This is a genomic window from Thermanaerothrix sp., assembly GCF_056331585.1.
Map to the genome: position 1 here is coordinate 49,824 of NZ_JBWGPQ010000011.1, position 25,400 is coordinate 75,223.

Consider the following 25,400-nt stretch of genomic DNA (forward strand, 5'->3'; position numbering starts at 1 on the left):
CTCTCCCCAAGGCGGAAAACCTCAACCGCCTTGGGGAGACGCCGGTGGAGGCCAAATAGTACCAGCGCGCACTACACCTCCGGGGGGTACATCCGCCTTGACCGTGGCGCCGTTTCCGATCCGCGCGCCGCGGCCAATCGTGATACCAATGTTGACCGTTGCCCCCATACCGATCTGCACAAAATCCTCCACTAGCACCCCGCCTGCAAGCAATGCTCCTGGTGAGAGATTAACACACTGCCCAAGCACACAGTCATGAGAAACCACTGCCCCCGCGTTAATAACCGTGCCAAACCCTATCTTGACCGCACTGCTGATATACGCTTGGGGCAGCACCTGCACACCGCCTTCCAATCGGGCGCTCCGCTCAACATACGCCGCCGGATGCACCAATGTCGGGCAGGTCAAACCCGCTGAAAGAAGGGTCTCAAACACCCGCCATCGCACCTCGGGGCGACCAATTCCCCCAACACCGTTTACAGCCAAGCGCACCCCTTGTTGATACAATTGCGGCAAAACCTCCGCCCCTCCCAGCACCGGCACACCCAACACGTGCTCGCCTGCGGTCAATCCATCATCTACGATTCCTACCAAACGATACAACCTCAAGGCTTGGATCAATTCAATCAAGACCTTGCCGTGACCACCGCCACCATAAAGCACCACCGCTGTTGGGTTAAAATCAGCCCTTAGATCAGTTAAAACCGGAACGCCCATCTCTTTTTTTATATCACAAAAGCCCAAACCCTATGTTATATTTGAAACACCAAGCCCACTTTGCCCAATCAGGCCGATTAACCCGATATGTCGGTTATTGACGAGATAAAAGCCCGTATTGATATTGTGGATCTGGTCGGCGAGACGGTCAAATTGCGCCGCACAGGTAAAAATTATATTGGCTTCTGCCCGTTTCACCCGAATACCCGCACACCTTCATTTGTGGTCTTTCCCGAAACGGGCACCTGGCGGTGCTTTGGTCAATGCAACGAAGGGGGAGATATTTTCCGCTTCGTCATGAAGAAAGAGAACTGGGATTTTAGCGAAGCGCTACGTTACCTAGCCGAACGCGCCGGTGTAGCATTGCGCCCAATTGAGGCCGCACCACCCGAGGAAGAACAGGCGCTGGAACACCTACGCGATTTACTCGAAAACGCGGTCACCTTTTATCAACATTACCTTACCCAGACCCCCGAAGGACGGTTAGCCTTTGATTATCTCCACCAACGCGGTTTACGGGATGAGACAATCTTACAGTTTGGCCTTGGCTATGCACCCAATCGTTGGGATGCCGCCCTCAATTACTTCCTGGGCAAGGGATACAGTGTCGAGGATCTGCTTCAAGTCGGTTTGGTTGTGCAGCGCGAGGATGGTCAGGGCGTTTATGACCGTTTTCGCCACCGCATTATGTTCCCCATCCGCGACCCCCAAGGACGCATGGCCGGCTTTGGCGCCCGCGTGCTCAATCCTGAGGATGTGCCTAAGTTTATCAACACCCCTCAGACACCACTCTTCGATAAAGGCAAATTGCTCTACGCCTTGGATCAGGCGCGCAAGGCGATTCGTGCTCAGGATCAGGTGGTCATCGTTGAAGGCTATCTCGATGTCATTGCGTTGCATCAAGCTGGCTTTACCAATGTCGTCTCACCCATGGGCACCGCCCTCACCGAGGATCAATTGCGCTTGCTCAAGCGCTTCACCCGCCATATTGTCCTGGCTCTGGATGCCGATGCCGCTGGCCAAAAAGCCACATTACGGGGATTAGAGGTCGCCCGTCAAGCCATGGATCACGCAGATGAACTGATTTTTGATGCCCGCGGTCTGTTGCACCATGAGGCTCGCCTACAGGCCGATTTGCGGGTAACCACCTTGCCCCCCAGTCAAGATCCGGATGAAGTCGTGCTGAGCAACCCTCAGGCCTGGGCAGACCTGGTTGCGCATGCCAAGCCTATCGTGATCCACGTCATGGAAACGCTGGCAGCCGAACGCGACCTGAATGACCCCAAAGCCAAACGTGAGATTGCCGCTCAGGTATTGCCGTTGATCGAAGATGTGCCCGATGCTGTTGAGCGCGAAGATTATCGTCAGCGTCTGGCACGCCTACTGCGCGTGGATGAACGCGCTCTCTTGCGGGCCACTCCCGCCCGATCCGCCTTATCCCGGCAGCGCGGCACGACCCCCGCAGCCGCACGGATTGTCTCTCCACTGATCAACACCCAACCCCCACTCCATGCTATGGAGACTCACTGCCTACGCCTGCTTCTGCGCCACCCCGAGAACCTTTACCTGCTCAATCGCATCTTACAACAAGCCGGGCTAAGCCGCTTTTCGCCGCAGGATTTTGAGCAAGCCTCACACCAGGCTTTAGCCCAGGCGCTTCTTCAAGCTCTAGACCAGGATGATATGGAAGTGCTACCTTACCTGCAACAACACACTGGTGAGGCACTTCAGGAACTTCTGCAAGCCCTTCTTGCTCCCCTTCCCCATGGCGAGCCGACCCCCGAGCAGCAATTAGAAGACATTGCCCGCACCTTAGTCAAAATGCGCCTTGCCCGGGTCAACGCTGCGCTTCAGCAATATCGCTTCTTACATGAGAACCGATCGGAGGAGGACACTCAGGTTGGCAATGAGATTGCGCCTCTGATCCCTCAATTGATTCAACTGCGTGCCCTTCTTGAAAAAGCCTTAGCCCAACCCTTGCAACCGGATTGAACCATATGGACATCCTAAAAGCCCTTCTAGATTTTCTACGTTCCCTCTTTGGCACCCCCACATCACCTCCTCCCTCTCCCCCCTCTGAACCGGTTGGAGGAACCCCAACGCCCATCCGCCGCCGGGTTTTGATGATTGTCTTTAACCCTCAGATTCCCTCACAAGGTGGGCAGCGGCTCATCGAAGCCTTGGGCTGGAACTCGCCCGAAAATCTGATTGCAACCTTCATCGCGGACATTCAAGCGGTCAGTTATGGTTATCTCAATTACCAAATCGCTGAGCGCGTGACCGTGGACGGTATACCCGCCAAAGTGGATGGGTTTATCTACACCCCCGAGGCATACCTGGACGCCTTACAACGCGGTCAGGGGCATCAGCCCGACACAGTGGACTATACCCGTCTGTTTACAACCTACCGGATTTTAGAGAAAGTGCGCGATGGAATCATTGACGAGGTCTGGTGCTTTGGTGGACCTTTCTTTGGGTTTTATGAATCGGTTATGGCTGGCCCAAACCCTTTCTTTTGCAACGCTCCACCCTTGACGAATGGGCAAATCGCAGGGCGGCGTTTTCTAATCATGGGGTTTAACTATCAACGTGGCGTGGGTGAGATGTTAGAAGCCTTTGCTCATCGGGCAGAGTTTATCCTTTACCGCGTCTTCCAACGCACTAGCAGTGACGCCAACCTCTGGGAACGATTTACCCGTTGTGAAAAAACCCATCCTGGCCAGGCTGAATGCGGCACCGTCCATTATGCGCCCAACAGTCGCGCTGATTACGATTGGGGCAACCCCACCCCGGTGCTCAGTCGCTGTCGCAACTGGCGCAATTTTCCCGATCTGAGTGGCGCACCTCAATGGGTGGATTGCAGTGAATGGGGCAACGGCGATATGCGATTGCATCACCTGTGGTGGCTAAGTTTGTTTCCTCATGTTACCGGTCAGCGCGATGGGATTGCCTTCAATTGGTGGCAGTATGTGGCCGATCCCAACCTAGCCCCTTAGGGTATAATGCCTACACTCAGGATATCCGAACGGTAGAAACCTTGGAGGTGTGAATCCATGTTTCGCAAACCTTCCCCCCCACCTGCGGCTGGCATGACGCCCACCGAACGCATCACCTCTGTGCTTGGCCCTGGCCTGACCTGGACGGGCAGTTTGCGCGGCAGTGGCGGCGTACGTATTGAGGGCATATTTGAGGGTGAAATTCACCTCCGCGGCCTTTTAGTGATAGGCGAAAGCGGTCGGGTTACATGTGAAGCCTTGCGCGCCAATACAGTGGTTGTAGCCGGAACGCTCTATGGGAATGTGATTGCCGAAAAATTGGAAATCCGCTCCACCGGCCGCGTGTGGGGCGATGTCACAGTCGTGACGTTTACCACGGAAGAAGGTGCCTTCCTGCGTGGGCAGGTGCGCATGGAAGAAAAAGTAGATTTGCAACTCGAACCGCCCGAAGGTCAATCCACCCCCGACAAATCCACTGAAGGGACAGACAATTCACCAGCATGACCTGGCGCGAAGGGCTGTTGTTCCTGATCGAAGTAATGGGCGTGGTGGCCGTCACCCTGTTGCTCACCCTCAGCCCGCGCTTCCGCCACCCCTCGTTAGTCTTTCGTTACCCCCGCCGCGAAGGTGGCATCGCATCGGCATTGTTTGGGTTGACACTGGCCAGTACCTTGCTTTACCTCCGCACCGCCGGAATAGCAGTTTCCCCGCTCTCCGCCGCTCAAGTCAACATCATGGGGATGACGCTCTTGCTCTATCTCGGGGCGTTGGTAGCCCGCGGGCAACCCCTGCGGAGCGCCGGTTGGGGGCAGGCAACCCTTCTTCCGGCACTCCAGTTAGGGTTAGGGCTGATTTTCATCACCCTTTTCCTGCGCGGGCAATTTACGCATCTCCTAAAGGGCATTTCCCACGAACAGGGGCAAGCCTTAATCACGAGCCTGATCGTGGCAGTGGGGGAAGAAAGCATCTTCCGTGGCTATTTACTGCCCCGCTGGTCAGCCTGGCTAGGTTCACGCACTGGGCTACTCGTGAATGGCTTGGCCTTTGCGCTATGGCGGTTGCCCTGGGTACTCACCGCTCCCGTCACCACAATGGTCACGACCTTAGGAATCGCCTTTGCCCAGGGTCTACTGCTCGGCTGGATCATGCAGAAGAGCAACCACGTTCTGGCCGGGGCACTTTACCGGGGCTTTTCTGACTGGTTGCGTGCTCTCTAAATGATGACATTTTCAGGCCGATTTTTATGACAAATGGCCCATGCCCTCGGATTGACAGGGATCTTTTCTTTGTGCTATCCTTCAACCAGCAATTGGATACATTAATCGGATTAATTCAATCCCAAGGAGACCAACTATGGCGTATGTGATTAATGCGGATGATTGCATTGCCTGTGGTGCGTGCGAAACCGAGTGCGAACACGGCGCAATTTTCGAGAAAGACGGCGTGTACGTGATTGATGCCACGAAATGCCAGGACTGTGGCAACTGCGCTGAGGTCTGCCCTAACGGGGCTATTCACCAGGCTTAATGGTTTTTGCCCTCCGGCGCTAACGCACTCGCCCCTTTGCGGGGTGAGTGTTTTTTTTATCTTTCTATTTCGATTCAGGCCTGGCGCGCGCGCCGTGTACTGCGCCCACCTTTGCTCTCAGGAGACGCCGGCATGACCCGATAGGCCGGCGCCAAGATGGCGTGAATACGGCACAATCGCAAATCCAGCATGCGGCTACGAATACGTGGATCCAAATCCTCTAACGTGCTGGACGTTGTGATCACCGTGGGAAGGCGGGCATTGTAACGATGATTAAAGATCTGATAAAGTTTCTCCCGGGCCCAAGGGGTGGCACTCTGGGTACCCAGATCGTCCAGAATCAACAGCGGGGCATTGCGTACCTGCTCAAAGAGACGATCATACGAGATGGTACTGACAGGGCCAAAGGTCGCCCGGAGATGATCCAGTAAATCGGGAACGACAACAAACAAGGGGTCTTCCCCCAAGCCCTTGCGGTAATTTCCAATTGCCGCCGCCAGATGCGTTTTTCCGCACCCATAATCACCCATTAACACCAACCATCCCTGTGGGGATTCGGCAAAGGCCATGGCCGCTTCATAAGCCTTTTGCAAACTCTCCAACACCTCACGAGAAAGGGGTTCATTTTCTCGTAGGCTGAAATTGCCAAAGGTGCGATCCGCCAACAGATCCAGCGAGGAGAACGGCGAAGACGCTTCTTCACTGAGCGGAACACGATAATCTGGCGCCTGAATTTCCACCCGTGTGACCAAATCAGCGTCCATCAAGCGTGAACGTATCCGACCATCCAGGTCATCCAGGGTCAGGTTGGTGGTAATCACCGTGGGCAAGCGCAAGAGATAGCGATGATTGATGATCTGGTAAAGTTTTTCCGTCGCCCAGTGGGTGGTATTCTGAGTGCCCAAATCATCCAGCACCAGCAAGCGAATGTGGCGAATCTCCTCAAAACGTGCCTCAAAGTTTGCATCTGTGCTTTCAAACGCAAAGCGTAGCCAATCCAGCAAGTCAGGTACGGTGAGAAAGAGCACTGGCACCCCTTGCTCAACCGCAAAATTTGCAATGGCCGCCGCCAAATGGGTCTTGCCACAACCATAGCCGCCCATCAACAGCAGCCACCCCTGCAACGTTTGGGCAAAATGGCGACTGACCTGATAGGCTTGTTCCAGGGACTGAATTTGACGGTCCCCCAATCCACGCCGCCCCTGAGTCTGAAAGGTTTCAAACCGCATATTGCGGAAGGCTTCCAGGTTACTCAGGCGATACAAGGCCTCACGTTCACTCCGCACGACCTCGGTTTGCCGACAAACACACAACTGTAACTTACCGAAATCCGGATGCCCCACCGGCAAGTCCTGCCGTACAAAGCCTACACCGTGGCAAATAGGGCAGTTGGGATCCCCGGGCAGATTTGACTGTCGCGGTGGCGAACTCTCAGTGCCGGACGTATTGTCCGTACTCGCCTTCGATATATTTGCGGCGATTCGTTTCAGGGTCTCTCCAATCGGCTCCATGACCTTCTCGCTCCATCCGGGCTCGCAAAATGGCCTCAATATAGCGCCAACGACGTACGTTATTCTCAACCGCAATGCGGATTGCCTCTTCAATCCATGCCATAGGATACGTGCGCTCCGCATCGCGCAGGGCTTCTGCCAACATCGGTGTCAATGGCCCAATGTTCTGTTCATAAAGACGGAAGATGTTCGGTCGTTCAATTTCCAGGGCTACGTCGGGATGATTCAACTGCTGGGGTCGCCATTCACCCCGCTTCAATGCCTCGGCTGCAGCGCGTCCTCGCGGTGTGTTAAGGAAATATAGCGTGCCTTCACGTTGCCCATCTTCGTAGTGGACACATAAGAAAGTTCCGCGTTGCACTGCCCGCTCCAGCGCTTCGCGCAATGCCTCGCGGGCGCTGGCTTCATCCGCGCCTAAGCACTGCAACAACCGCCGGTCAGCAGCAAAATCCTCATAAGAGAGGTACCGCACTGCCCCTTCTAGATGCTCCAGAAACCAGAAAGCATATAAGGTCACTTTCAGTTCGCCCAAATGGTCAATCTCGGGCAATAAATCGGTGAAGAAAGGGTTAGGGATGCGCGTCAGTCCGACCTTTCCCGCCGGAAAACCCGTAAAACTTGCCATCGTCTCTCACCTCTATCCCAATTAGCCCGGCATACGAACGGTGGCCGCGTTATCAAAACGAGCCAGGTTGCTGAGGAACACCACTTCAATCCCACCATGGGTCGGACCATTGCGATGCTTGGCCACAATGATCTCAGCCAGGTTCCGCCGCGGGCTTTCTTTCTCCAAGCCTTCCGGGCGATGAATAAACATGACCACATCCGCATCCTGTTCCAGGCTGCCCGACTCCCGCAAGTCAGAAAGCATGGGGCGCTTATCTGCACGCTGTTCCACGGCACGCGAAAGTTGGGCCGCTGCCAATACCGGCACATTTAACTCACGGGCCAGAATTTTGAGATTGCGCGAAATATATGACACTTCCTGAACGCGATTTTCCGAGCGCGTATCTCCGGCCATCAATTGCAAGTAATCCACGATAATAAGATCCAGTTCATACTCCAGGTGCAAGCGGCGGCACTTGGTGCGCAACTGCAATGGCGTGATCGCCGGCGTATCATCCAGCCAGATATGGGTATCACTGAGTACTTCAATGGCATGGGTAAAAAGCGGCCATTCCTCATCGGTCAATTTACCGGTACGAAGACGTTGGGTGTCAATCCCGGTTTCCTGGGCAATTAGACGCTGCACTAACTGTTCCGCCGACATCTCTAACGAAAAGATGGCCACCCGCTTGCGATGACGCTGAGCGGCATTTTTGGCGACCGAGAGCAGAAAACCGGTCTTTCCTGAGCCGGGACGCCCGGCTACGATCAATAAATCCGACCGCTGCATCCCGCCCAACAAGCGATCCAGGTCTATCAATCCAGTGGGCACGCCGTAGATTTCATCACTACGCTGAGAGAGTTGATCAATGCGGTCATAATAGGCACTAAGGACAGTTTGGATCGGTTGCACATCGCGCTGCAAGCGGCGTTCGCTCAGACCGAAAACCGCCTTCTCTGCTTCGTCTATGATGGTATCCACAGAGCGGCGTGGGTCAAACGCCAGACGCGCCAGTTCATTCGCCGCAGCTAACATCCGCCGCCGGATCGCACTTTCCTGCACCAAACGAGCATAGGCTTCAGCATGGAGTGAAGTCGGTGTCTGGTTAATCAACGCCAGCAGGTAAGCCTGTCCCCCTACTTCGGTGAGGTGGCCCTGTTCTTCCAAGACCTGGCAAACCGTCAGGTAGTCAATCGGGATGCGATGCTCGGTTAGATGGACAAAGGCTTCCCAAACCCAGCGGTTGCGGGCGATGTAGAAATCCTCCGGGCGCAGAATCTGCGCCAGGTCAAAATACACCTCTGGGTTGATCAGCACCGCCCCTAATACCGCTTCTTCGGCTTCACGGTGATGAGGTTGAGCCTGCTCAAGCGCAGAAGACGTTTCCTCTACCAGTGGGGGAAATTCGCCCATCGTCCTTCTTTCTCCTTATCGGTCTCGACGCCACACCAATATTCTTTATAATGATACCCTGAAAAGCCTCTCTCGGTGAGATAAAAACCGGGGTCATGCAGACCCCGGATTGTTGACTCATCCATCAGGGTTTTTCGGGCGGCTCTTCGTCGGGGTTCTCTTCATCTCCTTCCTCGCCGCTTTCGGAGTTATCAAGATCCTCAATGTTCAATTTCTGCAAGAAATCCTCAAATACCGAGAGGCGCTCATCCGTCACCTCATCGAGAATCTCGGTTTTTGATGCGGGTTCAGTCGGTTCTTCAGAGACTTGGAGGTCTTTCTCGGGGGTGATGCTAGCGGCGTCCATCACCTCGCGTGCCACCAGAATGGGCACGTGCGCCCGAACAGCCAAAGCCAGCGCATCCGAGGGTCGCGAGTCAATGTTAAGCACCTCGCCGTTATGCTCCACCACCAGATTGCCGTAGAACACGTCATCACGTAGAGCAACGACTTCCACCCGCACCAGTCGAGCATTCAGGGTATTCAATACGTTCTTAAGCAGATCGTGCGTTTGAGGACGCGCCACTTCGATTTCTTGCAGGGCGATGGTAATCGCCTCGGCCTCATACGGGCCAATCCAGATCGGTAAATAGCGCTCGGCATTGATCTCACGCAAGACAACAATCCGCTGCTGGTTGGTGAGGCTGACGCGAACGCTATCAATAACAACTTCAACCATTTTGGGCATACCAGACCTCGACACGTGGGTAACCCGGATAAACCACCGTTGTAACTATTTTAACACGGTGAGAGTGAGGATGCAAATGCGACTTGGTCAGGGGGTACTCATTTCTCATCCCAACCGGGTAAACTCGCGGAGATGGATTGGACGCCATAATACGCGGAAGCACATCGGTTATACCAATATCCAGGATCAGGGGAGAGATCGCCGACATTGGGGATGATATGATCAATCTCAATCACCTGAGCTTCATGGACATGTTGGCGAGCCAAGTCTCGTAGTTGAGCGTCCCGACGATCCCAAAATGCAGCCCACTTTTGATACCGAGGTAAGTCATTGTATATGTGTCTTGATTCCCAAACTGGAAACAGGCATAAAAACAGAATAACTAGGTAAGGAGAGGTATAAAACAGAAGATTGGTTTTACCTTTTAGATTGGATAATAGAACCTGTTTGAGCCATCCTCCAATGGACCAACCTGATAACGATACCAACACAGTAGCAACCCATTGCATAATAACCAAAGCCCTGGGCTCTGGATAAGATTGCTGAACATAAGCAAATGGAAGCATAGATAGAAATGTGATTGCCAAGCCTATAATCCACGCTAAAAATACATTCCTTATGAATAACCAATTTTTATCCATTTGTGGAGCCCAAGACAATCCTAAAAACATAAACAATCCCAGATTGAGTAACATGGGCAATGTCTTTTGTCTAAGCATTGAGTAATACAACAAAAACGTATTCCACCCCGCTATTGAAAGGCTCTTTGATATTCGGCTTAACTCTGGAGGAGGCAAATTTCGATCTTGAAGGGTAGGAGAAAACCCCAATGTGATTGCCGCAATGATTGTTCCAACCAAAACAGCAAGTACTAAAGGTATTAATTGTGAAATATACCGCATGTGACCTGCACGATTACGATTAAACCAAATAATGACAAATATAGCCCCCCAAAGCCCTGCTTGAAACATCACACCAGTTTCCGAAAAACCACCGCTCAGCCAAGAAAAGAAAAATGCTAAAACTCCAGCGCTCTGTAGACTCCAAGATCGAAATGCACTTTGAAACACCCCTAAGAGAAGCAATACATTCGCAACAACGGGAGCAAAATAGGGTAGCATCCCCGACCGCCAGTATAAAGACTGTGCAATGTCAGGAGTCTGATAAAGGGTAAAAAACGCAAGGATTTCAGCCAACCAAAATGCAAATACGGGCTTGGGAAGAACCCGAACTGAAAAGACCTCAAAACTTGTCTTCAGCAAAAAAGCTAACCCCAACAGCCATAGGACAAGCATGATACCTGGCAGAAAGCCATTAAACCTTGGTCCCAGTAAATCAGCCAGGTTTGAGAAAAGAGTTAATGCATATCTATTACCATGGTAGGTAAGAATTTGTGTATAAGATAGCCACTGAGACTTCCAAAAACCAAACTGAATAAGTGAAGCTGCATAGCAATAATCATCCCCGCTGTAACGCATAAAAAGTGAGGTTACAAAATAGCCAAGTAAGGGAACAGAGAATGCGCCTATTCCAACCAAACCCAAAGCTAACCATTTTCCTGAAAGAGAAGAATCTTCATTAATCCCCACAGTGTATCCCTCGAGCCAATGTATTTGAAGAAATTATAACCTATATCTTTAAAAGAGCCGTCAGGCATGGGGGGGACATGCCTGACGCCCTTCAGGGAGGGAATGCCACCATCTACCTTTTTTCCAGCGTGGGGGGGACACGCTGGCTTGCAGTTCTGGTGGGACACCAACTACCGTTAAATAACTTTTTGGTGCCTATGGATAATATACACCATATTTGTCAACTTTGCATTAAAACAATTTAAGAATTTTAGAGCGATTTTTCTAGAAAACCACAGGCAACTCTAAGTGAATAGCTGTGCCACCGCTGGGAACCGAAACTGCCCAGACCCGCCCCTTATGCGCTTCCACAATGGCTTTAACAATCGCCAATCCCAGGCCACTCTCGCCGTCTTCAGTATGGCGTGATTTATCGGCTCGATAAAAGCGTTCAAAAATCTTGGGAATCTCCTCCAGCGGAATTCCTTCGCCGCTATCACGTACAATGAATTCCACTCCGTGCTCCAAAGATATCGCCTCTAAAATCACCTCACCTCCTGCTGGGGTATGCCGTAACGCATTACTCAATAAGTTGTCCATCACCTGCATCATACGATCTTCATCCACCCAAACGGGGGGTAAGTTCTCATTCCCGTTAACTCGTAACGTGATACCTTTCTGTGTGGCCCGGTGTTGAAAAAGGCTTGCTGCTCGCTCCAGGATCTCCCCAGGATGTACCGCCTGACAATTTAAACGTAATTCACCCGCGTCAGCCTGGGAGAGAAGGCGCAAATCTTCCACCATCTTTTGCAACCGCTCAATCTCGGTATACATCATAGCAAAGCGCTCCGGTGTAGGGGCTAAGACTCCATCCCGCATGGATTCGATATACCCGGCAATCACCGTCAGCGGCGTACGCAGGTCATGCGCAATATCGGCGGTCATCTGCCGCCGCATTTGGTTTGCCCGCGCCACTTCACGACTCATTTGATTAAAAGCCTGCGCCAGTTGGCCGATCTCATCCCTCGAGGCAACTGTAACCTCCTGTTCCAGATTTCCTTGAGCAATTTCCTGGGCTGCCTCCGTCAAAGCCCTTAAGGGACGAGTAAGCCAGCGCGCCAACCACACACCAATCAAGACGGCCACGATCAAAGCCCCTCCTAGTGCCAAAGCTAATGCCTGGTACGTCCGGCGCAAAAAGAGCGTTTCAGCCGGATTAAAGACCGGCATACGTGCAGCCCGGAGCAGGTAACCAATTGGGGCGTTGCCCACGCTAAGTTTAATACCATCACGTTGGAGACGCTCCAGCGGAATAGAACTACCCGGCGGATAAGCCGGATCCACACTTATAAGAACCTTTCCTTCAGCATCGGCCAGACCAAAGAGGTTTCGCCGGTCACGATCGAAGCCGAGGCGCTCCTGAGGTTCAACCAGTGTGACTGAAGCCGCATCCGTCCCTCGAACCACTGGTGTAGGGACCATCCTCGTTTCCAGTCGCCACCACGCTTGCTCAATCCCCTCCCATGAGCCACGTGTCACGTAGTAGTTAACCAATAATTGCTTAAGCGTCTCCTGTTGTTGTTCAATGATCAGACGGCTCAAGCGTTCTGGACTACTTGCTCGTACAACCAATGTCACCAATGCCGCCGAGATGAACGCCACCAAGATAAAGGCCAGGGTAATCTTCCAATACAATGATTGACGCATCATTTCACTCCGGTTTACGCAATCGATAACCCACCCCAAAAACGGTCTCAACCCATTCGGGGTGACCGGGGTCTTTCTCAATCTTGCACCGCAAGTTGTGGATGTGAACATTTAGGGTACTGCTCACACCCGCAAAGCCGCTATCTGCAAGCCGGTTGGCCAGTTCATCACGCGTAAAGACACGTCCTGGCGCCCGCATCAATGTGACTAACAAGTCAAATTCCAAAGGGGTCAGATAGACCTCCTTCTCGCGCACCCTTACCGCATGGGCTTGCACATCTACCCAAAGATCGCCCACATGGAGCGTTTTTGTTCGCTCGGCTTCCTCTGAAACTCGCCGCAGCGTAGCCCGAATACGGGCTACCAATTCGCGCAAACGAAAGGGCTTGACCACATAATCATCTGCACCTAATTCCAAACCCAATACCGCATCCGATTCTTCTTCGCGTGCGGTGACGATAATGATTGGGGTTTGGCGCTCCTGACGAAATTGTTTAATAAACTGATAGCCATCCATGTGGGGCATCATCAGATCAAGAAGGATCAAGTCTGGATTCTCGCGCCGCGCCGTATAAAGCGCACTTTGGCCGTCTGAGGCCGTAATAACACGAAACCCATGTTCACTTAGATACTCGCGCAGCAACTGCCGTACACTGGCCTGATCATCTACCACCAGGATTGTCGCTGGCATGATTCCGTTCCTTCATACCGGGTTACTTATAGCGTAACACAGAATGATTTAAATCTGATTTAGAAGGGGTTGAGAATTTAGACGACAAGATTGCAAAAAATTCATGCGATCTAAACGAAAACTGAATAGGGCGTGGTTAGGATATATAAGGTGAATCCAAACTATATGTTCAGGGAGTGTCACATGGGAACAATCGTTAAATCCTTGTTCCAAGTTCCAAGGAAAATCTACCTTTCCTTGTTGGCCTTGCTTCTCATACTCATCATCAGCCTTGGTTTTGTCATCCAGAGCAAGGCTGCCCAAACCCCTGCTACCCCTACTCCCGGATTTAAAACGGCTGTTGTACGTCGTGGCAACATTGTGCTCTCTGCCACGGGCAGCGGCACTCTAGTTGCCGGTCAGGAAGCCCAACTTTCGTTTCCGGTTGCGGGCAAGGTTGCCAAAATCAATGTTCAAGTGGGGGATAAAGTTACTGCAGGACAGGTATTGGGCGAGCTCGCTGATGTGACCTCACTCCAAGCAGCGGTGAAAGACGCTGAATTGCAAGTGACCTTGGCTGAAAATGATCTCCAGAGCCTTTATGATAACGCAGCCGCAAACCTGGCCAACGCCAAACTGGCATTAGCCGAGGCTCAAAAGGCCTATGACGATGCCAAGTCCAAGGTCAAACAGAAAGGTTACACCCGCTGCGATAAAGACACCATCCAAGCCTACTATGATCAATATGTGCGTCTGAAAGAGAAACTCGATGAATTCAGCGGACAATATGATTCGGATTTTTATCTGACACGCATTTTGCCGCTAAAAAATCAAGTGGCAACAGCCTATGCCAACTATACCTATTGCCTGGGATATACCGACTATGAGATTGAGACCTCTCAAGCCAATCTGGCCATTGCCGAAGCCAACCTAAAGCAGGCTCAGGCTAAAGTGGATACCCTGGAAAAAAACAACGGCATTGATCCGGTAGAACTGGCTAAGGCTCAAAGCAACCTCGAAAACGCCAAATTAGCCCTGGAAAAGGCGCGCCAGAATCTCGAAGGGGCGGTAATGAAAGCGCCTTTTGATGGGGTGATCACGGCAATCAACGGGCAAGTGGGTGACTCGGTCAACGCTGGGGCCACGTTTATCACATTGGCCGACCTCTTCCATCCCATTGTGGAATTTGCAATTGACGAAACCGATATGGATAAAGCGGTGATCGGCGCCGGGGCCGAGATCACCTTCGATGCCCTTCCTGATCGGGCATTCAAAGGTACAGTAATCCGCCTCAATCCAACCCTTGAGACCGTTAACGGTTATCAGGTACTGAAAGGCGCTATCAGGCTGGAGATGGATGCCAACAACCAAGAAACCCTTCTAGAAGGCCTGAACGCATCCGTGACGATCATCGCCGCACGCGCCGAGGATGTTCTGGTTGTTCCAATTGAGGCACTCCGAGATCTTGGAGACGGGCAATATGCCGTCTTCGTGGTTGGCGCCGACGGTCAACCTCGACTGACGGTTGTAGAGGTTGGGTTAAAAGACAGCACCTATGCCGAGATCAAATCCGGCCTCAATTTAGGGGACGTAATCACAACCGGTAACGTGGAGACACAAGGATGAGTCAGGATCTCATGATTATCCGCACCGAAAATCTAAAAAAGATTTACGGCACCGGTGAGGCACAAGTTATTGCCCTGGATAGCATTACCCTCACCATTCGTCAGGGCGAGTTCGTGGTCATCATGGGGCCAAGCGGTTCAGGAAAAAGCACCCTGCTTAACATCCTGGCCTGTCTGGATCGTCCCACCGAGGGCCGTTACTTCCTGGATGGTATTGAAGTGAGTCAGTACAGTCGCCGTGAGTTAGCTTTAATCCGGGGGCGCAAGATTGGCATGGTTTTCCAATCCTACAATCTGTTGCCCCGTTTGACAGCTTTGGAAAATGTTCTCTTGCCCATCTTCTATCGCCGGGACCAACGCCTTTCTGCAGACCAAGCCCGTCAGCACGCCTTAGCCATGCTGGAGAGCGTTGGATTGGCTGACCGCGCCCATCACTACCCCAACCAGCTCTCAGGTGGGCAGCAGCAACGCGTTGCCATCGCCCGCGCCTTGATCAACGACCCTGCGTTGATCCTAGCGGATGAGCCAACTGGCAATCTGGATTCCCACGCCTCTCAAGAGATTTTGGCTCTCTTGCAACGCCTTAACAAGCAAGGACGCACCATTGTCCTAGTTACCCATGACCCAGAAGTTGCGGCATACACCGAACGCATCCTGCTGATCCGCGACGGCCATCTGATATCCGATCAGTCCAATGGTCACAGGCGTCTATTAACCACCCCGCCCCCTTCGGACCCACTCACCGAACCGACTGTGGAGGCACACCATGATCCATGAAATCATAAAAGAAGCGTGGCGTAGCCTGCGCGCGAATAAATTGCGGTCTTTGCTGACCACTCTGGGAGTTATTATCGGGGTAGCAGCGGTCATTGTCATGATGGCCATCAGCGCCGGCACCGAGGCTGCCATTTCCGAATCCATCTATAGCCTGGGCTCCAACTTGATTTTTATCTCATCTACCTTTAGCCGCGTGGGACCGGGTGAACGCCCTCAGAACGCAGGCGGTTTGGTGTACGATGACGTGACGGCTATCCGCGAGAGGATCAAAGGGGTGGCCGGGGTGACCGTGGATCAACAAGCCAGCGTCACTGTGCGCCGAAGTGATGTGACCTTGGAGGGTGTAACCTTGCTGGGGACTACGTCGGATTATCCCGTCGTACGCGGGTTAAGCGTGGCCAATGGACGTTACTTCACGGCCACCGAGGTAGAGCGAGCACAAAAGGTCGCCGTCTTGGGAAAGACCATTGCCGAGAAGTTATTCGGCGATGAAGATCCGATTGGTCAAGTAATTATGGTCAATAAAACGCAACTGACGGTCATCGGCGTTCTGGCCGAAAAGGGATTAGTTGCCGGCACCGACTTTGACCAGATCATTTACACCCCAATCAAGGTGGTCTTTCAGAAATTCACCCCCTCACAATTTGCCCGCTTCATGGGGAATCGAGTGCGCCAGATCACCGTGGCTGTGGAACCTACAGCCAACATTGATCAGGTTGTAGAGCAAATTACACTCCTCTTGGTCAATCGCCACAAGGTTAGCGCAGATAGCCCCGATTTCAATATTCGCACCCAAGCCGATATTATCAAAGCCCGTGAATCCACCACGGCCACCTTCCGCAATCTTCTCATCTGGGTGGCCAGCGTCTCCTTATTGGTTGGCGGTATCGGGATTATGAACATCATGTTGGTTAGCGTAACGGAACGAACCCGCGAGATCGGGCTGCGGCAGGCGGTTGGCGCCACCCCCGAAGACGTCCAGATCCAATTTCTGACCGAGGCTCTTTTGCTCAGCCTTCTAGGAGGAATTATCGGCATTGGCGTAGGAATCGCCGGATCTTACCTATTCGGCATGGTCAGTGGAATGCGCACCGTCATTGTGCCTTATGCCATCGGCATTTCTTTCACTTCCGCGGCGTTAGTGGGCATTCTCTTCGGTTACTTACCCGCCCGTAGAGCGGCAAACTTAGATCCAATCATTGCTTTACGTTACGAATAACCTCTGCCCAAGGAGTATTCTATGAAGAAACAAACCTTCTGGTTAATCCTAATGTTGCTCATGACAATTGGGTTAGGCGCCTGCGCCAGCGGTAACGCCAATGCCAGCGCGCCAAGTCCTGCTGCCTCAAATATAGCCCGGCGAGGCACTCCCCAACCGTTTGACTTCACCAACCTGCCTTTGGAAAGTAAATTGGCAATTGGTATCCTGAAACTAGAAGAGACCAATTTGGCCATTACCCCTGACCAAGCCAGGACCTTGCTCCCGCTTTGGAAAGCCGTCAAAACTCTCAGCACCAGCGCAACCACCTCTCCGGATGAACTCAATGCGGTTTACCGCCAAATCGAGGAAGCCCTGACCACTGAACAGCGCAATTACATCCAAACCTTGCAAATAACCCGAGAAGACCTCCAGAACCTGATGGATTCCCTTGGCATCCAGAACACTTTTGAGGGTGGAAACGGCAACTTCGCCAATCTTAGCGAGTCGGAGCGTGCCACCCAGATCGCCCAGTTTCAGGCTCAGCGTTCTGCCGGGGGTGGTGAGCCTGTTGGACCCGGTGCTCGCCCCGGTGAATTCGGTTTTGGTCCCCCTGCTAATGACACTACCACCACTCAACGCACCCCAAACCCCACCCAAGCCGCTATGCGCCGCAATTTCGGCCTGAATCGCCTGCTCCTCGACCCATTGATTCAAATGCTGGAAAAGAAAGCCGAATGATGACCGTGCAAAATAGGGAATGCAAGATTTGAATTCTATAGGAGTGTGTCGTATGCACAAGACAAATCTGTTCCTGGATCTCACCCTGCTAACCGTATTTTTGGTGATTATGTCACCCCCACTCACCGGGATTCCATGGCACGAGTGGCTGGCCATCGGGTTGAGCGCGACAGTTATCATTCACCTTCTGCTCCATTGGGAATGGATCACCCATGTCGGGGCATCCTTCTTCAAAAAAGTTTTTCACCGTTCACGGCTGAAGTTCATGGTGGATGCCTTATTATTCGTGGCGTTTACCCTGGCCATGGCTAGCGGGCTCCTAATCTCACGCAGTGTCCTACCGACTTTGGGCTTGCACATTGCTCGCAATACCATCTGGCGTGGCTTGCACGATCTCACCGCCAATCTGACCTTGTTTCTGGTAAGCCTGCACTTCGCTCTCAATTGGGATTGGGTTACCGGAATGATAAGGCGCTATGTGCTCAAACCCCTCTTGAATCTCAGACCAGCGCGTAAGCCAGTCGTTTCGATCGAACCGAACCCACCGCAGCAATCAACCCATTAAAGTTCAGGAGGTTCCACCATGCTCAAGATTATCTGGCGTACCTTGCTGATCCTAGGAACGGCTATCGGCCTCTCCGTTCTTTTCTACCATGCCGTCAATGCCGGTTGGTTGCCAGGGATTGGCTTGCAACCCGTCTTTGAGGAGGACCGTCGGCTTAATTTTGCCTTCGCAGACCGGTCTGGCCTCCGCAATCCGGCTGGTACAAATCGCAATGCATTTCCTTTCAGATCTGAATTTAGCGGCTGGGATTTCAACCGACGTGACTTTGATCGCGACTTTCGTACAGAAGGCACTTTCATCCAAGGCCTGGCCGGGATGGCACGCAACCTAGGCCTCATTGCCTTCACGGTTATTGGGGTCACACTGATCAACGCAATGTTCCGTCTTGGACGGCTGAAAGCCACACGTCAGACTTAAACGGGCCTTTCGTTGGCATCCTCTTCTCCTCTTTGCTTGTCCTCGCTTCCACTGGCATTGGCAGCGAGGGCTTTTATTTGGGCTTAGACGACGATGAACGACGGTTGGTCTTTTTTTCTCCGAATAGGCGCAGCCAGTAGTCCACTTCTTCCGGCGAAAGCGGCGCTTCTTTGGAACTCGGTTTTGCCGGTGCAGACGAGTTAGCCGCCTGAAGCCATTGAGCAAATTCTTCTGCGGATACCACGCGTGCGCCATGGGCTCGCGCTTCAGCCTGGACGCGGTGGTCGGAGGACACTACCGTCCAGTTACGCGCCTCACCCCCCAGCGACCTAAGGCGGCGCACAATCGCCTCATCCGCCGTCAAACCCTGGCGCACAAAATGCACCAAAACCCACCCTGAACGGCGTGAACCCGCCATGCCCGGTGGTGCTTGATCAAAAAACACTTCTGCCCGCTTGCGCTTGCGCTGGCACAGGGCCTGCACCACTTCAACCAATCGCATCTCATCATCCGGATCTGCCAGGCTCAGCCCCGGAATCTTGGGGATCAGGTTGTGCCCATCAATCAGGTAAGCCATCGCACTCTCAACCCTCATTTTAGCCCAATTTATGCTATTATTCAGCACAGGACACCTATGCTCAAACGCCTACTTCCCTATATCCTGCTCAACATCCTGGTCTCAGCGCTGACGACCCTAATCGTACTCACTTTGTGGGATCGGGCACAGCGTCCGACGCCGTTGGCAGGTCAATCCCTCTCTACCTCCCCGGCAATGCTTCCCGCGCCAACGCAGACACTGCTCTTGTCATCGCCTTTTCTGCCCTCACCCACCCCTACCCTTCCCTCCCTAGACCAGGCCTGGATCACCATTGCTGAGGTGCTCGCCCCGGGCGATGTGGCACACGAAGCCATCCTTCTCAAGCGATTAGGTGAAGGCGATTTGTGGCTAAAAGGATGGCGTTTGGTTAACCCCCGCGGGCAAGCGTTTGAATTTCCTAACCTTACCCTAAGCCCCAATGGATCGGTGCGTATCTATACCCGGCGGGGTAATAATACCGTTATAGAACTTTATTGGGGTCTGGAAAACTCCGCCTGGCAACGCGGCGACAAAGTACGCCTGCTAGACCCCGAGGGCAACCTGCGGGCAGAGTACATCATTCCGTGAAAGAAGGACCCTATGGACGTGATAGAACGTCTGGCTGAAGAGAAAATCCGCGCCGCGATGGAAGCCGGCGCATTCGATCACTTACCCGGGCGTGGCAAACCCCTCAACCTTAATGATAATCCTCACGAACCACCTGAATGGCGGCTGGCGTTCCATCTTCTCCGCACCCATGGCTTTACTTTGCCTTGGATTGAGATTCGCCGCGAGATTGAGGCCGACCTGCAAGCCGCGCGAGCCGAATTAGCCCTGGCCGTCAACCAGCCCAATTGGGAAAAGGCTCAAGCACACTTTCAAGCCCGATTGACCATGCTAAATAAACGCATTTTCAATTACAATTTACACGTTCCGTTGGAGCGGTTTCAGTTACCGCTCTTGAACCTCGATGCAGAAATTGAGCGGATTTTCCAACAGGTCCGTCCGCGCCAATCCTCAGAAGAGGGAGAGCATGCCTCAAGCGCTTTATCGTAAATGGCGCCCCCGTCTATGGGAACAGGTAATCGGCCAGGAGCACGTGGTGCAGACCCTGCGTAATGCCGTGCGCAGTGGGCGCATTGCCCACGCTTACCTCTTTGCTGGACCCCGTGGCACTGGCAAAACCACCACTGCGCGCCTGCTTGCCAAAGCCCTTAACTGCCTTGACCCCGATCCTGCCCACCGTCCTTGTGATCAATGTGGACCATGCCAGGCCGTCAATGAGGGTCGTTTTTTGGATCTGATTGAGATTGATGCCGCTTCCAACACCAGCGTGGAGGATGTGCGCGACCTGCGCGACAAGATCAACCTGGCACCGGGAGAAGGGCGGTATAAGGTCTATATTATCGACGAAGTGCATATGCTCTCCACCGCCGCCTTCAACGCGCTGCTCAAAACCCTGGAAGAACCACCCCCACACGCTATCTTCATCCTTGCCACCACCGAAATTCACAAAATTCCTCCCACCGTGCTCTCGCGCTGCCAACGGTTCGAATTCCGTCGCATTCCTTTGTTTCAAATCGTCGCGCATCTTAAATCATTGGCACAACAAGAAGGGATCGAGGCGGAGGAGTCGGCCCTGGCACTGATTGCCCGCCAAGCGACTGGTAGTCTGCGCGATGCCATTTCTCTCTTCGATCAATTGGCCGCTAGTGACCAACCCCTGACACTGGCCGCGGCACAAGCCCTTTTGGGAACAGCGACCGATCAACGCGTGGTGGATTTGACCGAAGCGATCCTGCAACGCGACGCTGCCCGAGGCCTGCACTGCATCCATCAAGCGCTAGAAAGCGGCACTGATGCCCGCCAATTTGCCCGCCAGACGGTGGATTATCTGCGCAACCTGATGCTGATCCTGATGGACAACGCCGATCACATCGAAGCCACCCCCGAACAACGCAGTCAAATGGCCGATCAAGCGCACCGCTTCACCTTGTCTTATTTGATCGAAGCTATTCAGCAGTTCAATCAGGCGGCTACTGAAGTCCGCTCTGCATGGCACCCTGCTTTACCGCTGGAACTAGCCCTGGCACAAACCTTGGCCTTTGAATCTCAACCCCAATCAGGGGCTGTCCAAGCCTCCTCCCCGCACCCTGGACCTGTAGTGACTGCGCCTGAGGTTAAATCTACGCTCACACCACCCTCCCCATCCAAAGCAACCTCCGCACCGGCGCACACAGCCAAAAGCGCCCCCTCCACACCGTATCCTACGCCTCCCCCTCCGACCCCGGTGCAAACGCCACCCTCAATCATCGCCGAGAGTGCCAGCGCTTCCGCACCCACCGAAAACTTGCCGGATACAAAAAAAGTGCTTCAACATTGGGCTCGCATTCGTGCTCTTATCAAAGGACGTCGCACCCAAACCGAAGCCCTCTTAAACTCTTGCAAGGTCGTTCAAGTGCACAATGGCGCTTTAGTTCTGGGATTCGCCACTGAAATCCTTAAATCAAAAATGGAGGCAGGTGAGAATATTGCCCTTACCCGGGCAGCCATTCGGCAAGTTCTGGGCGTGGATTTACCCATCGTTTGCACCGTGGTCGGCAATAAAGCCACCACGCTACCGGAAGAATTTGGCATCGAGCCTGATGGCATGGTCAGCACCGCCCTCAACTTAGGGGCAAAAATCGTTAAACGCGAACCAAATCCAACCCATGATCAGGAGTGAATAGCACATGGCTAAAGGTAAAGGTATTCCGCGCGGTTTCGGCGGCCTCCCGGCTCAAGGCGGGGGCATGATGGCCCAAATCAAGCGCTTACAAGAACAAATGGAAGCTCTTCAAGCCCAACTCGCCGAAGAAACGGTGACCGCTTCGGTTGGAGGTGGTGCCGTCAAAGTGACCATGACCGGCGCCCAGGTCTGTCGGGGCGTCGAAATTGACCCCGAGTTACTCAAAGACCTGGATGTGGAGATGCTTCAGGATTTGCTGGTAAGCGGGATTAATTTAGCCCTGGAACAATCGCGCCAGCTGGCCGAAGAGCGGTTAGGACCGCTTAGCGCTGCGCTTGGCAACCTGGGCCTCTAGCCCCGGAGATGAGCGGAGGATACCATGGCGGTCTTACCCGAACCGGTGCAAAATCTCGCTCTGGCGTTTGAGCGTCTGCCGGGGATCGGCCCTAAAACAGCAGCACGGCTGACCTTCTATCTCCTACGTGCCCCGGAAGAGATTTCACGGCAATTGGCTGAAGCATTGCTCGCTCTCAAAAGCCAGACAGCATTATGTGAAAATTGCTTCAATATTACCCGCGCCGGTCAGTCATTATGCGAGATATGCGCCAACCCAGAACGGGACGAAAGCCTGATTTGCGTCGTGGAGGAGCCGCTGGATGCCCTGGCCATCGAACGCACGGCCGCCTTCAAGGGCCGCTATCATGTTCTACATGGTGTGCTCTCACCCATCGAGGGCATTGGCCCCGATGATCTGAAAATCCGTCCGCTGCTAGAACGGGTGCAGCGCGGGGGGGTACGTGAGATAATCCTGGCCACCAACCCCAGCCTAGAAGGGGATGCCACCGCGCTCTACCTCCGTCAGCAACTCCTGCCTCTAGGTGTGCGTGTCACCCGCCTGGCCCGCGGCTTGCCGGTGGGGGGTGATCTGGAATACGCCGACCAGAACACGCTGTTGCGCGCCTTGGCCGGGCGTCAGGAGATGGACTGACCTTCGCCCTTAGGGTTGCGCGGGCAAGCCATACAAGGCATACGCACCCCAGTCTTGCTCTAAGATCAGCAAGGGGAGCGTTTGTTCCAGCCCATCCAGAACACTCAGTGGATAAGGGCGATGGATATCGTGACGTAAAAAGTCTATCCCCGCCCGATAGACCAAAACATGCGTGAATCCCATCTCACGCCAAGTGCGCAGAATCACCTCAGGGGAACTGTGAGCCATCCAATCCAACGGCCAGCGATCTAACGACTCATCCGGTAAACACTGCGGCCAGCAATAGAACCCACGGGGTTCGTAGAGCAATAACACCCGACTCCCTTGAGGTAGGGTTTGCAGCGTCTGCATGGCAAGACCAAAACTCCCCAAATTGGTGCGGAGATAGGCCTCGTTAGAAATTCTCCCAGTGACTGCCTCAACCACCCGGCTATCTAGGGTCACAATGAGGGCTTGATAAACCCCTAGCGCAAAAACAACCCCAATCGCTGCCATGACCAGGCGCCGCACTCGCACCCCCAACCATACTTGAGCCCGAGTGCCCCATTCGCCCATTGCTGCCAACCCTGCCCAGGCTGGCAGTATTCCAAAGTAAAAGCGCGTCTGTTGAAGCAGGCCGGATATGCGCCCCCCGACCGCCCAGATAGCCCAGCCGCTTGCAAACAAGACTATCGGAACCACGAATGCCAACCGCTGGGTTGGATTCGCCTGACACCAGACCAATCCGGCCAATCCGCTCAGTAGCAAGAGTAAGGGGCCGATGTCGGCGCTGTAACCCTCCGCCCCTTCTAGCCCCAAGTAGGTCGCACGCACTGGTAAAAACAACGTGTCCCCAATAGGGTGGCCGAAAACCTGAGCGTGCTGCAACAAACGTAGCCGAAACGGCGTTACCACACCACTCGGAAAAAGCAAGGGATAAACAGGGTTACCGGTCAGGATGAGGTTCTTGAGCAACCATGGTAAAACGGCAATAACTGCCGGGAGAACAAAACGCACGAATGCCGCAAGGATAGGTTGCTTATAACGCCGAGCATGGATCAGAATCACGGTCATGCCCCCCACTCCCAACACGCTGGCGGTATATTTCACGCCCAAACCCAACCCCACCATGACCCCGGCCAGGCTCAACCAATGGGGATCGCGGTGCTGGCACCACGCATGTAAGGCGATCAAAGTACCCACACCGTAGAGTAAAACCAGCCAATCCACGTAGCCCCAGGCCATCCCCTGCCACACACCTTGCCCAATCAGCAAAGCGCTGATGCCCACCCACGCGGCACGTATATCTAGAATGCGGCTCAGCCAGCCCAAGAGACCAACCAGCGCCACCCCACTCAACACCCAACCAAGCGCTGCTGCCGTTTCCGTGCCCGCCCAGGCCATTGCCCAGGTGTAGAGCATCTCCCCATTCTGGGGCAGACCGCTACGCAACATCCAGGGCACACCCCCAATTCGTCCCACACTGAGATAAACCCGGGGTAAGAGCAGATGATACACCAGAGCATCCCATTTCAAGGGTGGTGCCAGTGCAAACATTAAGGCGATGAACATCAAAGCGCCGCTGCTTAGGGCCAGCGCTCGGCCACCACGGGTGGCTAAAGCCCACAAAGGCTTAAGCGCACGCCATTCCCTAAGCCAAGACCAGATGTCCCGCCGCAACACGACCAGAAGCACCACCCCGCTCAACCTCAACAGCCAGGGACTTATCCCCAGTGCTGCCCCTATCACTAAAGTTACTAAGGCTATCAAACCCGCCCCTAGCGCAGCCTGGAGCGCCACTTGTTCCAAAGGGGGAAGTATGCTCAATGGAAATAAGCGCCGCCCCAAGCCCCCCATTAGCGCTATCAGCACCATCGCACACCCCAACTGTCCTGCCGCCTGCAGTAGCCTCAGCACTTCAGACGAGGTAAAAGGCTTGTGCGCGGCGTAATACAGCCCCAGACAAAGGGCTAACCACAAAAGGATCAACGTTAATCTCATTATCTGTCGGCGTGGCGGCATTGTCTCTAAACCATCCATGAAAATGAGGTCATTTCAATTATAGGTTATAGGGGAAATAACAAAACCTTCAACCCAAGCAAGATCGAAGGTTTTATAGTAAATTGAACGAGGGTTAAATCGTAGCGAGCCGGAGACGCCGACTCCGGCTCGCTATTTAAGGAGGAGAAGAAGAGAAGTCGCCCTTGCCTGCATATTAGCACAAATCAGATCAGTTTTCTTGACGCAAAACCTACGCTTACCCTACGCACACCTTACAATTACCTGACAAATTCCCACCACCTGGATTTAATGGGATTTCCTGTCCATCAGTTCTAGCACAACCATGGCCCTAAAAAGGCAT

General features: G+C 53.5%; 26 protein-coding genes. 16 read left to right on the plus strand and 10 right to left on the minus strand.

Annotation, left to right across the window (positions count from 1 at the left end; genetic code table 11):
• Positions 1-21: 21 nt before the first annotated feature.
• The gene (locus tag AC01YT_RS05920; RefSeq protein WP_476673585.1) at positions 22-717 is read right to left on the minus strand and encodes an acetyltransferase; all 696 of its coding nucleotides are present in this window, start codon (positions 715-717) and stop codon (positions 22-24) included.
• An 87-nt stretch (positions 718-804) separates the two neighbouring features.
• Between AC01YT_RS05920 and dnaG the strand changes: the two genes are divergently transcribed.
• The 5 genes from dnaG (at position 805) to AC01YT_RS05945 (ending at position 5,240) form a co-directional block, all read left to right on the plus strand.
• Positions 805-2,709 carry a DNA primase gene (dnaG, locus tag AC01YT_RS05925; RefSeq protein WP_476673587.1) on the plus strand — a complete coding sequence of 635 codons (1,905 nt, stop codon included), beginning with the start codon at positions 805-807 and terminating at the stop codon, positions 2,707-2,709.
• A gap of 5 nt (positions 2,710-2,714) precedes the next feature.
• A complete protein-coding gene (locus tag AC01YT_RS05930) occupies positions 2,715-3,713 on the plus strand; it encodes a hypothetical protein (RefSeq protein WP_476673589.1) in 999 nt (332 codons plus the stop codon).
• 57 nt (positions 3,714-3,770) lie between these two features.
• A complete protein-coding gene (locus AC01YT_RS05935) occupies positions 3,771-4,217 on the plus strand; it encodes a bactofilin family protein (protein WP_476673591.1) in 447 nt (148 codons plus the stop codon).
• Positions 4,214-4,930 (plus strand): CPBP family intramembrane glutamic endopeptidase, encoded by a 717-nt coding sequence (locus tag AC01YT_RS05940; RefSeq protein ID WP_476673593.1) that lies wholly within the window; start codon positions 4,214-4,216, stop codon positions 4,928-4,930. The genes AC01YT_RS05935 and AC01YT_RS05940 overlap by 4 nt, the downstream gene beginning before the upstream one ends.
• Positions 4,931-5,066: 136 nt before the next feature.
• Positions 5,067-5,240, plus strand: coding sequence for a 4Fe-4S binding protein (locus AC01YT_RS05945; protein ID WP_476673595.1), 174 nt, complete (start codon positions 5,067-5,069; stop codon positions 5,238-5,240).
• Positions 5,241-5,314: 74 nt separating this feature from the next.
• On the opposite strand, the gene AC01YT_RS05950 is transcribed toward AC01YT_RS05945, so the two are convergent.
• From AC01YT_RS05950 to AC01YT_RS05980, 7 genes are all read right to left on the minus strand, one after another.
• The gene (locus AC01YT_RS05950) at positions 5,315-6,583 is read right to left on the minus strand and encodes an ATP-binding protein (protein WP_476673597.1); all 1,269 of its coding nucleotides are present in this window, start codon (positions 6,581-6,583) and stop codon (positions 5,315-5,317) included.
• An 88-nt stretch (positions 6,584-6,671) separates the two neighbouring features.
• The gene (locus tag AC01YT_RS05955) at positions 6,672-7,376 is read right to left on the minus strand and encodes a DnaD domain-containing protein (protein WP_476673599.1); all 705 of its coding nucleotides are present in this window, start codon (positions 7,374-7,376) and stop codon (positions 6,672-6,674) included.
• 21 nt (positions 7,377-7,397) lie between these two features.
• Positions 7,398-8,771, minus strand: a complete 1,374-nt coding sequence (gene dnaB, locus AC01YT_RS05960; protein WP_476673601.1) for a replicative DNA helicase — start codon at positions 8,769-8,771, stop codon at positions 7,398-7,400.
• Positions 8,772-8,895: 124 nt separating this feature from the next.
• A complete protein-coding gene (locus tag AC01YT_RS05965) occupies positions 8,896-9,498 on the minus strand; it encodes a bifunctional nuclease family protein (protein ID WP_476673603.1) in 603 nt (200 codons plus the stop codon).
• A gap of 98 nt (positions 9,499-9,596) precedes the next feature.
• Complete coding sequence (locus AC01YT_RS05970) at positions 9,597-11,087, minus strand: hypothetical protein (RefSeq protein ID WP_476673605.1); 1,491 nt, start codon at positions 11,085-11,087, stop codon at positions 9,597-9,599.
• 264 nt (positions 11,088-11,351) lie between these two features.
• Positions 11,352-12,773, minus strand: a complete 1,422-nt coding sequence (locus AC01YT_RS05975; protein WP_476673607.1) for a sensor histidine kinase — start codon at positions 12,771-12,773, stop codon at positions 11,352-11,354.
• A gap of 4 nt (positions 12,774-12,777) precedes the next feature.
• Entirely contained in the window at positions 12,778-13,464 is a 687-nt protein-coding gene (locus AC01YT_RS05980; RefSeq protein ID WP_476673609.1) for a response regulator, read from the minus strand.
• Positions 13,465-13,647: 183 nt separating this feature from the next.
• Between AC01YT_RS05980 and AC01YT_RS05985 the strand changes: the two genes are divergently transcribed.
• Genes AC01YT_RS05985 through AC01YT_RS06010 form a run of 6 tightly spaced genes read left to right on the plus strand, consistent with a single transcriptional unit; the run spans position 13,648 to position 18,766 of the window.
• Positions 13,648-15,069 carry an efflux RND transporter periplasmic adaptor subunit gene (locus AC01YT_RS05985; RefSeq protein ID WP_476673611.1) on the plus strand — a complete coding sequence of 474 codons (1,422 nt, stop codon included), beginning with the start codon at positions 13,648-13,650 and terminating at the stop codon, positions 15,067-15,069.
• Complete coding sequence (locus AC01YT_RS05990; protein WP_476673613.1) at positions 15,066-15,845, plus strand: ABC transporter ATP-binding protein; 780 nt, start codon at positions 15,066-15,068, stop codon at positions 15,843-15,845. Before AC01YT_RS05985 ends, AC01YT_RS05990 begins: the two co-directional genes overlap by 4 nt.
• Positions 15,835-17,064 carry an ABC transporter permease gene (locus AC01YT_RS05995; RefSeq protein ID WP_476673615.1) on the plus strand — a complete coding sequence of 410 codons (1,230 nt, stop codon included), beginning with the start codon at positions 15,835-15,837 and terminating at the stop codon, positions 17,062-17,064. The genes AC01YT_RS05990 and AC01YT_RS05995 overlap by 11 nt, the downstream gene beginning before the upstream one ends.
• 21 nt (positions 17,065-17,085) lie before the next feature.
• On the plus strand, positions 17,086-17,784 hold the full coding sequence (locus tag AC01YT_RS06000) for a hypothetical protein (protein WP_476673617.1): 699 nt from the start codon (positions 17,086-17,088) through the stop codon (positions 17,782-17,784).
• 52 nt (positions 17,785-17,836) lie between these two features.
• Complete coding sequence (locus tag AC01YT_RS06005; RefSeq protein WP_476673619.1) at positions 17,837-18,349, plus strand: DUF4405 domain-containing protein; 513 nt, start codon at positions 17,837-17,839, stop codon at positions 18,347-18,349.
• 18 nt (positions 18,350-18,367) lie between these two features.
• A complete protein-coding gene (locus tag AC01YT_RS06010) occupies positions 18,368-18,766 on the plus strand; it encodes a hypothetical protein (protein WP_476673621.1) in 399 nt (132 codons plus the stop codon).
• Positions 18,767-18,839: 73 nt separating this feature from the next.
• On the opposite strand, the gene AC01YT_RS06015 is transcribed toward AC01YT_RS06010, so the two are convergent.
• On the minus strand, positions 18,840-19,343 hold the full coding sequence (locus AC01YT_RS06015) for an NYN domain-containing protein (protein WP_476673623.1): 504 nt from the start codon (positions 19,341-19,343) through the stop codon (positions 18,840-18,842).
• 57 nt (positions 19,344-19,400) lie between these two features.
• Here AC01YT_RS06015 and AC01YT_RS06020 point away from each other — a divergent pair, with 57 nt between their 5' ends.
• From AC01YT_RS06020 to recR, 5 genes are read left to right on the plus strand one after another with little or no spacing between them, the layout of a single operon-like run.
• Positions 19,401-19,931 carry a lamin tail domain-containing protein gene (locus AC01YT_RS06020; protein ID WP_476673625.1) on the plus strand — a complete coding sequence of 177 codons (531 nt, stop codon included), beginning with the start codon at positions 19,401-19,403 and terminating at the stop codon, positions 19,929-19,931.
• Positions 19,932-19,943: 12 nt separating this feature from the next.
• Positions 19,944-20,399: a DnaJ family domain-containing protein gene (locus AC01YT_RS06025; RefSeq protein WP_476673627.1), complete on the plus strand. Its 456-nt coding sequence runs from the start codon at positions 19,944-19,946 to the stop codon at positions 20,397-20,399.
• Complete coding sequence (dnaX, locus tag AC01YT_RS06030; protein ID WP_476673629.1) at positions 20,377-22,068, plus strand: DNA polymerase III subunit gamma/tau; 1,692 nt, start codon at positions 20,377-20,379, stop codon at positions 22,066-22,068. Before AC01YT_RS06025 ends, dnaX begins: the two co-directional genes overlap by 23 nt.
• A 7-nt stretch (positions 22,069-22,075) precedes the next feature.
• A complete protein-coding gene (locus AC01YT_RS06035; protein ID WP_476673631.1) occupies positions 22,076-22,426 on the plus strand; it encodes a YbaB/EbfC family nucleoid-associated protein in 351 nt (116 codons plus the stop codon).
• A gap of 24 nt (positions 22,427-22,450) precedes the next feature.
• The gene (recR, locus tag AC01YT_RS06040) at positions 22,451-23,059 is read left to right on the plus strand and encodes a recombination mediator RecR (protein WP_476673633.1); all 609 of its coding nucleotides are present in this window, start codon (positions 22,451-22,453) and stop codon (positions 23,057-23,059) included.
• A gap of 9 nt (positions 23,060-23,068) precedes the next feature.
• On the opposite strand, the gene AC01YT_RS06045 is transcribed toward recR, so the two are convergent.
• The gene (locus AC01YT_RS06045; RefSeq protein ID WP_476673635.1) at positions 23,069-25,027 is read right to left on the minus strand and encodes a DUF8201 family protein; all 1,959 of its coding nucleotides are present in this window, start codon (positions 25,025-25,027) and stop codon (positions 23,069-23,071) included.
• Positions 25,028-25,400 lie beyond the last annotated feature (373 nt).

Bases quoted from the DNA above. Each gene is read 5' to 3' on its own strand.
- AC01YT_RS05920 (WP_476673585.1), bottom strand. From the start codon at position 717: ATGGGCGTTCCGGTTTTAACTGATCTAAGGGCTGATTTTAACCCAACA.
- dnaG (WP_476673587.1), top strand. From the start codon at position 805: ATGTCGGTTATTGACGAGATAAAAGCCCGTATTGATATTGTGGATCTG.
- AC01YT_RS05930 (WP_476673589.1), top strand. From the start codon at position 2,715: ATGGACATCCTAAAAGCCCTTCTAGATTTTCTACGTTCCCTCTTTGGC.
- AC01YT_RS05935 (WP_476673591.1), top strand. From the start codon at position 3,771: ATGTTTCGCAAACCTTCCCCCCCACCTGCGGCTGGCATGACGCCCACC.
- AC01YT_RS05940 (WP_476673593.1), top strand. From the start codon at position 4,214: ATGACCTGGCGCGAAGGGCTGTTGTTCCTGATCGAAGTAATGGGCGTG.
- AC01YT_RS05945 (WP_476673595.1), top strand. From the start codon at position 5,067: ATGGCGTATGTGATTAATGCGGATGATTGCATTGCCTGTGGTGCGTGC.
- AC01YT_RS05955 (WP_476673599.1), bottom strand. From the start codon at position 7,376: ATGGCAAGTTTTACGGGTTTTCCGGCGGGAAAGGTCGGACTGACGCGC.
- dnaB (WP_476673601.1), bottom strand. From the start codon at position 8,771: ATGGGCGAATTTCCCCCACTGGTAGAGGAAACGTCTTCTGCGCTTGAG.
- AC01YT_RS05965 (WP_476673603.1), bottom strand. From the start codon at position 9,498: ATGCCCAAAATGGTTGAAGTTGTTATTGATAGCGTTCGCGTCAGCCTC.
- AC01YT_RS05975 (WP_476673607.1), bottom strand. From the start codon at position 12,773: ATGCGTCAATCATTGTATTGGAAGATTACCCTGGCCTTTATCTTGGTG.
- AC01YT_RS05980 (WP_476673609.1), bottom strand. From the start codon at position 13,464: ATGCCAGCGACAATCCTGGTGGTAGATGATCAGGCCAGTGTACGGCAG.
- AC01YT_RS05985 (WP_476673611.1), top strand. From the start codon at position 13,648: ATGGGAACAATCGTTAAATCCTTGTTCCAAGTTCCAAGGAAAATCTAC.
- AC01YT_RS05990 (WP_476673613.1), top strand. From the start codon at position 15,066: ATGAGTCAGGATCTCATGATTATCCGCACCGAAAATCTAAAAAAGATT.
- AC01YT_RS05995 (WP_476673615.1), top strand. From the start codon at position 15,835: ATGATCCATGAAATCATAAAAGAAGCGTGGCGTAGCCTGCGCGCGAAT.
- AC01YT_RS06000 (WP_476673617.1), top strand. From the start codon at position 17,086: ATGAAGAAACAAACCTTCTGGTTAATCCTAATGTTGCTCATGACAATT.
- AC01YT_RS06005 (WP_476673619.1), top strand. From the start codon at position 17,837: ATGCACAAGACAAATCTGTTCCTGGATCTCACCCTGCTAACCGTATTT.
- AC01YT_RS06010 (WP_476673621.1), top strand. From the start codon at position 18,368: ATGCTCAAGATTATCTGGCGTACCTTGCTGATCCTAGGAACGGCTATC.
- AC01YT_RS06015 (WP_476673623.1), bottom strand. From the start codon at position 19,343: ATGGCTTACCTGATTGATGGGCACAACCTGATCCCCAAGATTCCGGGG.
- AC01YT_RS06020 (WP_476673625.1), top strand. From the start codon at position 19,401: ATGCTCAAACGCCTACTTCCCTATATCCTGCTCAACATCCTGGTCTCA.
- AC01YT_RS06025 (WP_476673627.1), top strand. From the start codon at position 19,944: ATGGACGTGATAGAACGTCTGGCTGAAGAGAAAATCCGCGCCGCGATG.
- dnaX (WP_476673629.1), top strand. From the start codon at position 20,377: ATGCCTCAAGCGCTTTATCGTAAATGGCGCCCCCGTCTATGGGAACAG.
- AC01YT_RS06035 (WP_476673631.1), top strand. From the start codon at position 22,076: ATGGCTAAAGGTAAAGGTATTCCGCGCGGTTTCGGCGGCCTCCCGGCT.
- recR (WP_476673633.1), top strand. From the start codon at position 22,451: ATGGCGGTCTTACCCGAACCGGTGCAAAATCTCGCTCTGGCGTTTGAG.